The following is a 12,576-nucleotide window of genomic DNA, read 5'->3' as shown; positions in this document are numbered from 1 at the left end:
GTCAGACGGCCCGCGACGCGAGATCGCCGGCATCCCGTGCTTCGGGGTGGCCGCGACAGGGTAGGAATCGTCCCGAGGGAAACAGGTTGGAAGCTAGGCAGCAGAACAACTCCGGCAACATCGGCTCGGCCTTCGGCGAAGAGGCGCCGGACGCCCGCGTCGCGATCGACGCCGGTAACCGCTCGCCATCGTCCGGCCGCACCGCAATCGACCGCACCGCGCCCGGCCGTATTCGCAAGGCGTTGCTGCTGCGCAATGTCGGTCTGCTCTGGGTCGCGCTCGGTACCGTGATGACCGCCCTCAGCGTCACCAGCGGCCAGGGGCTCAAGCTGTCCGTCTGGCTCTGGCTCGGTGCGGCCTGCTACGCGGCGTACCGTTTCCACAACGTCCGCGCCGCCGCCGTAGCGCCGGACCAGGGCCATACGCGCCTGATCCCCGATGCGGAGTGGCAGCGGGTCCTCGGCGAGATCGAAACACGTCGCGCCATGCCGCGCAATGTGCACGACCTCGTCCCGCGCACCAGCACCCTGCAACAATACCGCGACCGATTCGCGTGGCAACACCAGCGGGGCAGGCTGTCGGACGCCGAGCTTCAGCATCGGCTGGCCACATTGGATGCGCTGGCGGAAGCGCTCGATCCCGCGAGGAAGTGACCACAGGGAATCGGATGGAGGCAGTCAGGTCTTGCCTGGCGTCGCCCGGTTAGCGGAGCGCATCTCAGGCTCGTCGTCAAATGACTCGCGGCTGAGGCCTTCGACCTGGCACGGCTTACGTTGCTGCATTGCAGCCATCCATGTCACGAGAGGGCGGTCGCTCTTCCTGACCCAGATCAATGTCGTGGGGAGTCGCAGCGGGCAGCATCCGTAGCGCCGGCATGGCCATCTGGTTGCCAGCCGGCGGAGGAGTCATGTCTGGTCCACGCCTGTTGCTGTTGTCCCTGGTCGCTGCGATGGCCCTCGGCGCGGGTGAGGCGCGCGCTCATTGCGATGCGCTCGACGGCCCCGTGGTCCGAGACGCGCGATTGGCGCTGGAGCGCGGCGATCCGACCCCCGTGCTGAAGTGGGTGGAACCGGCGGGGGAAGCCGAGATCCGCGAAGCCTTCCGCGCCGCGCTTGCGGTGCGCGCCAAGGGAGACGAGGCGCGGCAGCTGGCCGATCGCTATTTCTTCGAAACCCTGGTGCGGGTGCATCGCGCCGGCGAGGGTGAAGGATTCACCGGGCTGAAGCCCGCAGGCGCGGTGGACCCGGGTATCGCGGCCGCGGATCGCGCGCTTGAATCCGGCGCTGTCGTCCACTTGTCGCAGGAACTCTCCGCGCGGCTCGCCGACGGCATCGCGACACGCTTCGAGCACGCTCTGCAGCTCAGGCAACGGGCCGGCGACAACGTCGAGGCGGGACGCGCCTATGTCGCGGCGTACGTGGACTACATCCATTTCGTCGAGTCCGCCGATCGCCTGACCCGGCGCGGCGCAGCGCATGTCCACCACGAAGAGCCGGTCATCGAAGGAGACGAAAGGAATTGATGCCTGGCGTTTGCCTTTGGGCGGCCGACGCGGGTTGGCGTCGCGATTTGTCTGTACTCCTTATTCCAGATGCCAGGGTGGGCTCATGGATCGTTGTCGCGCCGCACGTTTTTGAAGCGATCATTCGTTGCATTCGAAGCTTGTCTGTGAGGGTTTGTGCATTCTCACCATGGAGTCGGCGGCGAGGCATTCGCAGGCGCAAAAGGAAAGGCATTGCACCGCACGATTCCGACGCCCGGGCAGAGCGGCTCATATGTCACGTACTGGAAATTGGTACGCGCACGTCGCGGCGACGGTAATCGCGGTTGCATTTGGTGCGCGAGTGCAGTGGGGGATGCGCCGTCGAAGTCGTGGTGCGCGACCTCAATCGTGACGTCGAGGGGCCCTTGAAGACCCGCTTTCGCCTGGTCGAAGTCGATTCGGGCGCTGCCTCCAGAGATTGAATGCCCTGTGCTGCAAGGGGCCTGGTCGTCTGCGCTAGACTGCATTTCATTCCAGCGGCAAACGCCCATGATTACCTGCGTCGTCCACTACACCATCGACCCTGCGAAGATCGAGGCGTTCGAACGCTTTTCCAGGGAATGGATGCGACTGGTGAACCTGCATGGCGGGCGACATCACGGTTACTTCCTGCCGGGCGAAGGCGCCAGCGACAAGGCCTTGGCGCTTTTCAGCTTCGACAGCCTGGCGAGCTACGAGCGCTACCGCGCACGCTTCGGCCATGATCCCGAGTTCCTCGCCGCCGACAGGATCCGCGACGAATCTGGCTGCGTACTGCGCTATGAGCGGACATTCATGCGTCCGCTGTTCGCCGAAGACTGAGCCAGCATCGGCCTGTAGGGCGGACCTTCGCCCAGCCGCGCATGGCTTGGCAGCGCGAATTGGGCGCAGGTTTTGGGGTCGGATTCGCCTATCGGATGACGTGAGCGGGGGTGGAGATGCGCGGACCGGATACCGGCGGAACGTGGGGGCTCGGCCACGTCGCGGAATCGTCGGGGCCCCGGAGGATTGTTGCTGCGGGTACGGATGGAACATGCCATGGGCATTACCTCTTCGTCATGCGGCTTTAAACACCGCTATGGCAGCCTGCGGCGCCGGAAAGCCGCGGGCGCGTACGCGCTCGGCTGATGCCCGGCCTGCCTGACAACGCGAAGGAGGATTCGTCTTGAAGATCGTGACCAGTCTCAGCTTCCGCGGCCAGTGTCGCGAGGCGTTCGAGTTCTACGCGAAAGTCCTGGGTGGCAAGATCATCGCCGCCCATCCCTACAGCGAGGCGCCGCCGGACATGCCGGTGACCGATCCGAAGTACAAGGATTGGCTGATGCATTGCTGGCTCGAGGTCGGCGACCAGGCGCTGATGGGGGCGGACATGGACAAGGAGTGGGCTCCCAATATCGACAAGCCCAAGAACGGCTTCGACGTGACCCTGCACACCGAAGACGCCGACCAGGCGCGCCGCTGGTTCGATGCGCTCAAGGAAGGCGGCACGGTGGTGATGGATTTCGCCGAAACCTTCTGGTCGCCGGGCTACGGCAGCCTGGTCGACCGGTTTGGCGTGCCGTGGATGGTGAACACGACCGCAGCGGACTCGAAATCCATGTAAGGCGGGCTTGAGCCCGCCCTACGCTAACGCTCCCACCTGTTGCTGTCCCGACGTAAGCTGGCGGCCAAACCCATCCGGTACCGCGCCATGACCATGCCTCGCTCTGCAGGAATGCTTTCGCTGTTGTTGCTGGCGGCATGCGCCGGCGGAATGGGGCCGGATCCGGGGTCTCCAGCCGCTGGTCCCAACCCGCTCACGCAGGTCGGGCGATGGGCCCTGCAGGGCGCGCGCGATGCCGGCGGTCAGCCGATCGCTGCGGTGCTGCCCGGGGGCCGCGCCGTGCATGCGCTGGTCTTCGAAGGCGATCGCGTCGCCGTGGAAGGCGGCTGCAACCACATCGGCGGGCGTTATCGTATCGAGCGCGACGGGCGGCTGCGCGTGCTGGAAATGCAGAGCACGCTCATGGCCTGCCAGGATCAGGCGCTGATGGCAGCCGATACCGCCGTCTCAGATCTGCTGGAAGGCGTGGCGCAGTGGCGCATCGCCGAAAGCTACCCGGAGCAACTCACACTCGACCACGCCAATGGACGCAGCAGTCACTGGGTGGCCGTACGTCCGCCGCAGTGACTGCCGTATTGGTAAGCCATCGTTGAATGGACGGCGCAGGCAATCATCGCGGCGGATCAGCTGCTGTGCGTATCCGAGCTACCCATTTTCGACCTGCTCTGTTGGCCGTCCGGCCCGGAACGCCGGGACAGCGGCATCGCTGCCTAGCCTGACATCGTCCTCGAACACCGAGCGATTGCGTCCGGAACGCTTGGCGCGATACATGGCGGCATCGGTGCGGGACAGCCAGTCGCTGACGGATTCGCCGGGACGGAAACGTGAAGCGCCAATCGAGATGGTGACGTTTCGGCCGTGGCACTGGACTTCGCTCTCCACCGATTCGCGCAGGCTTTCGGCGATGCCCCATAGCGTCGCGGCGTCCGCGCCGGGGAGCAGCAACCCGAATTCTTCGCCACCGAGGCGGAAAAATCGATCGTCCGTGCGGGTGGAGCCGCGCACCACATCGGCGACCTGAACCAGTACCTGGTCGCCTGCTTCATGGCCGAAATCGTCGTTGATCTGCTTGAAGCGATCGAGATCGAAGATGAGCAGGCTGAGCGGCTTCCCGGTGCGTACGCTGGAGGCCATCGCGGCCTCCAGCATGGCTTCCATGCCACGGCGGTTGCTCGCGCCGGTCAGCGGATCGCGCGAGGCGAGCGCTTCAAGCTGGGAATGCTGCAGCTCCGAGCGGGAGGCGAAGACAAAGGAGAACAGGCTCACCACCAACGACGTGACGACGAACATGAGCATCTGCGCGTCGGTCGTCAGCGCCGCGTCGCCAAAGGCCACGGCGACGATCACGATCGCGGAAATCCCTACTGCCGGCCAGCGGCTCACGAGCAGGAAGTTGGCCACCAGGACCGGGTACACCCAGAGCAGGCCAGACAATCCGGCCAGATGCGCGACCGCGATGCAGCCGATCGAATAGGTGATTGCAACGAAGATCGCCGAGCCCTTGCTGCGGCCCGTGCGCCAGGCATAGATGGAGCCCGCGCTGATGCATGCCACGATCATGAGGTCGATTGCCGCGATTAGCGGTTGGCCGTTGACGAACCGGTAGATCGCGAAGGGCGTAATGCCCAACACGGTGATTGCGCCGAACAGCACGACGATCGCGAGGTGGAAATTCCCCCTCAGCCTGTTCGCCCACGCAGCATGTACACCGAACCTCGAATAGGGGCCCGACGCGCGCGGGCGCGTTCCCTGGCCAGTACCGTCCTCGATCGAAGTGGGCTGGTGATCGATCATATTCAACGCCTGCGGCTTGCTCCCGCATAGCGCACCCGCACCATCGGTCTTGCGTACGCTGCATGCCCCCCGTCTCGCGTCTCGCCGCGGGCCGCAGCCACAACAAGCCGGTAACTACGCCGCTTGGTGCCCAGTCCGTCCATGTCGGGTTCGGCCAACAGATATGGCATGTCGCGTTCCGGTTTTCGCACGCGTGGCGAATTTCGCTTGCATCCATGATCACTGGGGTGAGCTCCTCACCGCGTGAACGCGGCGCAGGTGGCTGCAGGTCGAAGCGCCTCTGTTCAGTTTCTAGCGCGACGATGGTCATCGTCGCAGCTGATCACTGCTGTGCGCTGCGGCTCCTGTCCCAGAATGGCTTTTCGGCCTTGTCGCTCCGCGCAAGTCTGAAGAGGGCAATAAGTCGAACGCAGTGCAGCGCTTGGCTTGAGTGCCTCCGTTCCCGTGTGGTTCGCGCCCCGGCGTCTACGGCTCGAAGCGCCCTGTCGCGTCGCGATTGCGCTCGTAGCGTTTCGAAAGCGGAAACGGCGGCAGCCAGGTCTCGCGGCGCACGGTCCAGAGTTCGTAAGTGGGTGTCAGCTGGTCGGGCGCATCCAGGGATCCCAGATTGATCTCGACCTCGTCCGCGCTGCGCCCGAACACCGATGATCCGCAGCGGGGACAGAAGAATCGCCCGGCGTAGTCGCGGGTTTCGCCATCGATCGTCACTGCATCCTGGGGAAACACGGCAGACGCGTGAAACAGCGCGCCGTGATGCTTGCGGCAATCGAGGCAGTGACACAGGCCGACCCGGTACGGACGCCCCGACGCCACGATCCGGACGTTGCCGCACAGGCAGCTGCCCGTGAAACGTTCCATACCGAGTCTCCTTCTCTAACCAGGTGGGGCAATGTTTATGAATGCGGGCGCCGCGCGTGCGCGTGTTTGTTCCGCAGAGACTGTTCGCGGCGCGAAGCTACGGTCAACGGTTCGCACGGCAGACATCAGTACCCGCTCGCCGGCTCCGGCTTCGTCGGATCCACGTCCCCGGCCAGCGTCCAGACGACATCACGTCCCCGCGGGTCGCGGCTGAGATGGAAATAGGCCGGCGTGTCGGGGGCGAGTGTCCTCGGGCTCTGGCGCAAGGCGGCGCCCGGCGGATCGAACGGAACGATGTACAGGCCGGTGGCGTCGATGGTGCGGCGTGCGCGTACGTCGGCCAGGTCGCCGATGTCGGCGATGGTGCCGCCGCGCTCGAGCAGCGGGTGTGCGAAGTCGATGAGCAGGTCCACCCTGGCCTGCGGCTGCCCGGGCAGCGCCAGCGCACCGCCCGCGACCAGCAGGTCCGGCCAGACCTCGCCGTTCTCGGGCAATTCGTCGTAGCGGGCGCGCGGCAGGCCCGCGTGCGCGCCGCTGGCGATCGCGTCGAGCGCGCCGACCAGGGCGAGGAAGTTGAGCTTGCGCAGGCGCTGCTTGTGCGGATCGCCCTGGATGCCGCCCGATTCGATCAGCACCGTGGACACGCCGGCCCTGGCGGTGAGGTCGCCGAAGGCGCGCGGGTTGAAGGTGTCGTCCCACCGGGCGATATGACCGCCGATGTAGGGCTCGAGCACGGCGCGGATCGCCACGGCGATTTCGATGGCGCGAGCGCGGCTGGCATCCACGTCGCGGGCTTCGTTGAAGGCCGGCGCCAGCAGCGCGATGGCGGTGCCGTTGCCGGAGTCGCCTGCACGGTACCCTACCTGCTGGTCGTGCAAGTTGAATCCGAATGCCGGCTTCAGGCGCTCGCGCAGCGCATGCAGCGCGCGCGCCTCCGGCGAGGCCAGCGCCCGCGCATCGCGGTTGACGTCGATGCCCTGCGCGTTGCGGCGCTGGAAGCGCACCGCGCCGTCCGGGTTCATCACCGGCAGGAAGTGCAGGGCGGTGCTCTTGCGCAGGCGCCGCACGATCGGGTGGCCGGGGTGCTCGCCGAGAAAGCGGAACAGGTCGGCCAGCGCCATCGACGCCGTGCTTTCGTCGCCGTGCATCTGCGACCACAGCAGCACCCGCTTGCCGCCTCGTCCCCACCACACGTGGCGCAAAGGCCTGCCTTCCGCACTGCGGCCGAGTTCTTCGGTCCGGAAGCCGCGCGCTGCGGTCGCCAGCGGCCCGGCGACGGCCCACCAGTGTTCCGGCGAAAATGTCCGGTCCTCCAGGTCCGCCACCCGCACACGCGCGTCGTAGAGCGCATCCAGCGCGCCCAGCCAGTCCGGGGGTGGCGGCATCGCTTCCGCGGTTGCGGATACCGGCGCCGTTTCGGCTTCGCGGGCCGTAGATGCCGTCGACCACGCCAGCGAGAAGATCAGCAGGGAGAACGCGAGGAAGCGAGACATGATGGCGATGCTCCATGACCGGCCCGCATGCTCGGAGGCGCCACGTGTGTTGTCAAACGGCATTGCGTGCTCGAGCCGGATCGCCACGCGTACCTGATCCTTGCGTTAACCTGCTCCGCATTCCGGTCGGCAGGCAAAGGCATGGACAGGCGGAACTTCATCGGAAGCGCGGCGCTGGCAACCCTGTTGCCGCTCATGGGCGGTGCGGCCGCGATCGCGGCGCCGCGCCGGCGATTGCTGCCCGCGGCTCTCGCGCCGGGCGATACCGTTGCGCTGGTGAGCCCGTCTTCTGCCACGGACGAACGCCTCAGCCTGCAGCTGACCCAGGAGGCGATGCAGGCGCTGGGCTTCAAGGTGAAGACCGGCGAGCATTACGCGTCGCGCTATGGGCATCTGGCGGGTACGGATGCCGGGCGCGCCGGCGATCTCAATGCGATGTTCGCCGACGGGCAGGTCAAGGCCATTGTCTGCGTCCGAGGCGGGTCCGGCGCTGCGCGGCTGCTGCCGATGCTCGATTACGACGCCATCCGGGCGAATCCCAAGGTGCTGCTGGGCTACTCGGACGTCACCGCGCTGCACTGCGCCATCCACGCGCGGACCGGCCTGGTAACCTTTCATGGACCCATCGGCGCCGGCAGCTGGAATCGCTTCAATGTGGATCAGTTCCGGCGCGTGTTCTTCGATCGCGAGCTGATGCAGTACCAGAACATCGTCGACGCCGGCGACGAGCTGGTACCCCGCAAGAACCGCACCCTCACCATCACCGGCGGTAAGGCGCGTGGCGAGTTGATCGGGGGCAACCTTGCGGTGCTGACGGCTCTGGCCGGGTCGCCTTATCTGCCCGACTTCAAGGGCAAGATCCTGTTCCTGGAAGATGTGTCGGAGGCGCCGTACCGCATCGACCGCATGCTCACCACGCTGAAGCTCATGGGCGCGCTGGACGCGATCGCCGGCTTCGTCTTCGGCGAGTGCACCGATTGCGATCCGGGCGACGGCTACGGCTCGCTGACGCTGGACCAGATCTTCGACGACCACATCAAGCCGCTGGGCATCCCCGCCTATCGCGGCGCGATGATCGGGCACATCCGCGAGCAGTTCATCGTCCCCGTCGGCGGCCGGGTGGAACTGGATGCCGATGCCGGCCGCTTCCGCCTGCTGGAACCGGTGTTCGGCCAGGCCTGAGCGGGCGCAGCGGACGACAACCATGAGCGAGCGCATCGCCCACGCGGGCCTGGCGGCCAGGCGGATGGACGCGGAGTCAGCGGCGGCACTGATCGGGCCGGGGATGACCGTGGGCATGAGCGGCTTCACCGGCGCGGGTTATCCGAAGGCGGTACCGCTGGCGCTGGCGGCGCGGATCGGCGCGGCGCATGAGCTCGGCGTGCCGTTCCGCCTGCGCGTGCTGACCGGTGCATCCACCGCCCCGGAGCTGGACGGAGCGCTGGCGCGCGCTGGCGGCATCGATTTCCGACTGCCGTACCAGTCCGACCCGGAGCTGCGCGCGCGCATCAACCGCGGCGAGATCGAGTACATGGACATCCACCTGGGCCACGTGGCGCAGTACGCGGCGTTTGGATTCCTGGGCACGATCGACGTGGCGGTGATCGAGGCCACCGCGATCCTGTCCGACGGCCGCCTGCTGCCGTCCACGTCGGTGGGCAACAACAAGACCTGGCTGGATCTCGCCGACCGCGTCATCGTGGAGGTCAACCATCGCCAGCCGCTGGGCCTGGATGGCATGCACGACATCTACTACGGCACCGCGCTGCCGCCGCATCGCAAGCCGATCCCGCTGCTGCATCCGGGCGATCGCATCGGCGAGCCCTACCTGCGCGTGGATCCGGCCAAGGTGGTGGCGGTGGTGGAAACCGACGCGCCCGACCGCATCGGCCACTTCGATCCGCCCAACGACGTGTCGCGCCGCATCGCCGGACACCTGGTGGAATTCTTCCGCCATGAGATCAGGGCCGGCCGCCTTTCCGAAAAGCTCCTGCCGCTGCAGTCTGGCGTGGGCAACATCGCCAACGCCGTGCTCGCGGGCTTGCGCGAGGGGGGCTTCCGCGGACTCACTGCGTTCACCGAGGTGATCCAGGACGGAATGCTCGCGCTGATCGACGAGGGCGTCGTCGAGGTCGCGTCGGCCACATCGTTCTCGCTCAGCCCGGAGAGCGTGGACGAGTTCGTGCGCAACATCGACCGCTACCGCAGCCGCATCGTGCTGCGCCCGCAGGGGATCGCCAACCATGGCGAACTGATCCGCCGCCTGGGCTGCATCGCGATGAACGGCATGGTCGAGGCCGACCTGTACGGCAACGTCAATTCCACCCACGTCGCCGGCACCAGCATCATCAGCGGCATCGGTGGCTCCGGCGACTTCGCCCGCAACGGCTTCCTGTCGTGCTTCCTGTCGCCCAGCACGGCCAAGGGCGGTGCGGTCTCGGCGATCGTGCCGATGGTCAGCCACGTCGACCACACCGAGCACGACGTGGGCGTGGTGGTGACCGAGCAGGGCCTGGCCGACCTGCGCGGGCTCTCGCCCAAGCAGCGCGCCCGCGTGGTCATCGCCAACTGCGTGCACCCCGAGTACCGGCCGATGCTGGCCGACTACTTCGAACGCGCCTGCCGCGATAGCCGCGGCAAGCACACCCCGCACCTGCTGCCCGAAGCCCTGTCCTGGCACCAGCGTTACCTGGATACCGGCAGCATGCGCGCCTGATTCTTCTTCGGACGCTCTGACCGTAGGGAACGCGCGAAAGGCAGGCGCCAGACCACGACGCTGTGTACTCCGAATGGATCGGGCATGTCCGCACTACGCGGGTGCGCGCCGGGAACCGCAGGAACTAATCTCCCTCGGATGGCACGGGGTCTTCATTTGCCTCGGCACGCAACAGGCGCAGGCCGAACAGGGCGCCGGTTCGCCGCCCGCCGGTGGCCACCAGTTTGACGGTGATTCCCCGGGTGGCAGCCGCCCGACCAAGCTCCAGAGGCAAGGAAATCCTGCGCTCGACGAACGTGTCCTTCGCGTCGCCCTGCAGGCTGATCGTCGTCAGCCGGCGTCCATCGGCCAGCAGCTCAAAGCCTTCGTTGTGGTCTCCGCCATAGAAGGTGAGCAGCAGCTCGAGGGCGGTGGCCGAATCGGTACCGTCCGGCGCTTGCAGCCGGTAGGACATCCACTTTCCCGTGTCGCGCCAGTGGCGCCCGACACGCACACCGGTGCGGCTGTCCGGGCCCTGGTACTGGTGGTCGACCTCGGGCTGCTGTTCGCCCGGAATCACCTGGTCCAGGGTGCGGTCCTCCAGCGCCTGTCGCTGGCGTTCGGCGGCCTCGATCTGGCGGACCACGGCGGGGTAGGCCGATGCAGTGGCGGTACGCCAGTACACGATGTAGCGCGAGTCGTGCACGCGGAACAGCGGCTCCAGCCGTAGCCCGCCGAAGGCGGCGGGCCGGATCAGTCCGCCGGCCTCGAAGGTGAGCGGGCGTCCCGGTACCCGCCTGACCTGCGCCGCCAGCGCATCGCGATTGCCGACCAGCATCGGCGCGCGGTCCAACGGCAGCAACGGCCCCGGGGCGACGTGGCTGCCGCGGCCATCGTCGGCGATCAGGCCGTCCAGGCCTTCGGTACCGGTGCGGGCGGCGAGCACGATCGGGCCATGCATCAGCGCCACGTAGTCCGAACCGTCCGGCAATCCTTCGGCGCGGGTGTGCATGGGAAGATCGATTTCGACGAGATCCCCATTGGCCCACAGGCGTTCGATGCTGGCATAGGACGAGGGCGTGGACCGCAGCGGCCATGGCTTGCCGTTGACGCGTACGTTGAGCGGTCCCTCCAACCAGTGCGGGTGACGCAGGCGCAGGCCGAAGCGTTGCGGCTTGCGCAGCTGCAGGGACAGCCGGCTCGTTTCCTCGTCCGGGAAGCGGGTGTCCTGGCGCAGTACCAGTTCTCGCTCGCGCCACTGCAGTTGCGATGCCATGTACAGGTTGACGGTCAGCGAGTGCGCGTCATGGGCATAGGCGAAGACGCCATGGCGACCGTGGCTCTCGATGCCGGTGCCCACGCAACACCAGAAGCATTCCTGCGGCTGCGAATAGACGCGGTAGTGGCGCGGACGGATCGGGGTGAAGTAGACCAGGCCGCCGTGCTGCGGATGCTGGCTGGAGAGGATGTGGTTGAACAGCGTGCGCTCGTAGAAGTCCGCGTAGCGCGGCTGCGGGTCCACCCGGTACAGCTGCCTACTCAGCCGCAGCATGTTGTAGCTGTTGCAGGTTTCCGGCCCTTCCGGCGATCCCACCATCGCGCTGAAGTCGCCGACAGGATTGAAATGCTCGCGCACGCTGTTGCCGCCGAAGGCGATGCTGCGGCGCCGGGTGACCGTTTCCCAGAAGTAGGCGGCCGCATCGATCCAGGCCTGGTCGTTGTCCAGTTCGCCGATGCGGGCGAAGCCGACGACTTTCGGGATCTGGGTATTGGCGTGCAGGCCGTCCAGCGCGTCCTCGCGGCGTAGCAGCGGGTCGAGCAGGGCGCGGTGGGAAAACCGTCGTGCCAGGGCCAGATAGCGGCGCTCGCCGGTGATGGCGTAGACGTCGGCCAGCACCTCGTTCATGCCCCCATGTTCGGTGGCGAGCAGCGCCTGCATCTTCTGCTCGTCGAGTCCGGCCACCAGGCGGTCGGCCCAGTCGACGAATGCGATCAGGACCTCGCGGGCCTGGGGGTTGCCGGCATGCCACCAGGCATCGCGCAGGCCGGCGAACATCTTGTGCAGGTTGTAGAACGGCACCCAGGCGTCGCCCAGCGAGAACGAACTGGCATCGACCGTTCCTGCCGCGACGCTGTTCCACAGCACGCGGCCATTGGGCACGGCGCCCACGTAGCCATCGCCATTGGCCTGCTGGCACGCGGCCAGTTCCGCCACCATGTAGTCGAGGCGCTGGCGCATCTCCTCATCGCCCTGCGCCGCTTCCTGCGCCAGGGCCGACAGGTAGTGGCCGGCCGTATGTCCCTCTAGACCCATCGACTCCCAGTTGGGATACTTGGGCGCGCGCGGCGCCAACGCCGCTTCGATCCGGTACGGCGCGACGAGGCGGTCGACCGCCAACGCGGCCAGGTAGCGACGGTTGATCGCGTGGGAGTGGGCGAACACGCCCTCGCCGAGGCTGACATCGGCAAGCGCGAACAAGCGGGTGACATCGGTACCGGCATCGACGGTACGACCGGCCAATGCAAAGTTCGGCACGGCTGCGGCCAAGGCCAGGGATTTGACGAAAGTACGTCGACTGAGTCCGTTGGCGTAGTCGATGATCATGAAGGA

The 12,576-nt window shown here is 66.9% G+C and carries 11 protein-coding genes; 7 read left to right on the top strand and 4 right to left on the bottom strand.

What is annotated here, in order from left to right; translation table 11 throughout:
* The first annotated feature begins 86 nt into the window (after positions 1-86).
* The 5 genes from MC380_RS09200 (at position 87) to MC380_RS09180 (ending at position 3,692) form a co-directional block, all read left to right on the top strand.
* Positions 87-653: a hypothetical protein gene (locus MC380_RS09200; protein ID WP_242103576.1), complete on the top strand. Its 567-nt coding sequence runs from the start codon at positions 87-89 to the stop codon at positions 651-653.
* A gap of 254 nt (positions 654-907) precedes the next feature.
* The gene (locus MC380_RS09195) at positions 908-1,522 is read left to right on the top strand and encodes a DUF6448 family protein (protein WP_242164317.1); all 615 of its coding nucleotides are present in this window, start codon (positions 908-910) and stop codon (positions 1,520-1,522) included.
* 510 nt (positions 1,523-2,032) lie between these two features.
* On the top strand, positions 2,033-2,344 hold the full coding sequence (locus MC380_RS09190) for an NIPSNAP family protein (RefSeq protein ID WP_242103578.1): 312 nt from the start codon (positions 2,033-2,035) through the stop codon (positions 2,342-2,344).
* 352 nt (positions 2,345-2,696) lie between these two features.
* The gene (locus MC380_RS09185) at positions 2,697-3,125 is read left to right on the top strand and encodes a VOC family protein (protein WP_242164874.1); all 429 of its coding nucleotides are present in this window, start codon (positions 2,697-2,699) and stop codon (positions 3,123-3,125) included.
* A gap of 87 nt (positions 3,126-3,212) precedes the next feature.
* Complete coding sequence (locus MC380_RS09180; protein WP_242164315.1) at positions 3,213-3,692, top strand: META domain-containing protein; 480 nt, start codon at positions 3,213-3,215, stop codon at positions 3,690-3,692.
* Positions 3,693-3,770: 78 nt separating this feature from the next.
* Here the strand turns inward: MC380_RS09180 and MC380_RS09175 are convergent, their stop codons facing one another.
* From MC380_RS09175 to MC380_RS09165, 3 genes are all read right to left on the bottom strand, one after another.
* Entirely contained in the window at positions 3,771-4,919 is a 1,149-nt protein-coding gene (locus MC380_RS09175) for a diguanylate cyclase (protein ID WP_242164314.1), read from the bottom strand.
* A 465-nt stretch (positions 4,920-5,384) separates the two neighbouring features.
* Positions 5,385-5,777, bottom strand: coding sequence for a GFA family protein (locus MC380_RS09170; protein ID WP_242164312.1), 393 nt, complete (start codon positions 5,775-5,777; stop codon positions 5,385-5,387).
* A gap of 125 nt (positions 5,778-5,902) precedes the next feature.
* Positions 5,903-7,270 (bottom strand): M14 family zinc carboxypeptidase, encoded by a 1,368-nt coding sequence (locus MC380_RS09165; protein WP_242164310.1) that lies wholly within the window; start codon positions 7,268-7,270, stop codon positions 5,903-5,905.
* Between the two features lie 141 nt (positions 7,271-7,411).
* Here MC380_RS09165 and MC380_RS09160 point away from each other — a divergent pair, with 141 nt between their 5' ends.
* On the top strand, positions 7,412-8,452 hold the full coding sequence (locus MC380_RS09160) for an LD-carboxypeptidase (protein ID WP_242164308.1): 1,041 nt from the start codon (positions 7,412-7,414) through the stop codon (positions 8,450-8,452).
* Between the two features lie 22 nt (positions 8,453-8,474).
* The gene (locus MC380_RS09155) at positions 8,475-9,986 is read left to right on the top strand and encodes an acetyl-CoA hydrolase/transferase family protein (protein ID WP_242164307.1); all 1,512 of its coding nucleotides are present in this window, start codon (positions 8,475-8,477) and stop codon (positions 9,984-9,986) included.
* Positions 9,987-10,110: 124 nt separating this feature from the next.
* On the opposite strand, the gene MC380_RS09150 is transcribed toward MC380_RS09155, so the two are convergent.
* Positions 10,111-12,570, bottom strand: coding sequence for a glycoside hydrolase family 127 protein (locus MC380_RS09150; protein WP_242164306.1), 2,460 nt, complete (start codon positions 12,568-12,570; stop codon positions 10,111-10,113).
* Positions 12,571-12,576: the final 6 nt, after the last annotated feature.

It is taken from the genome of Lysobacter sp. M15 (genome assembly GCF_022662515.1).
Classification (GTDB): Bacteria; Pseudomonadota; Gammaproteobacteria; order Xanthomonadales; family Xanthomonadaceae; genus JAKPBU01.
This window is presented reverse-complemented; position numbering and strand designations above follow the sequence as displayed.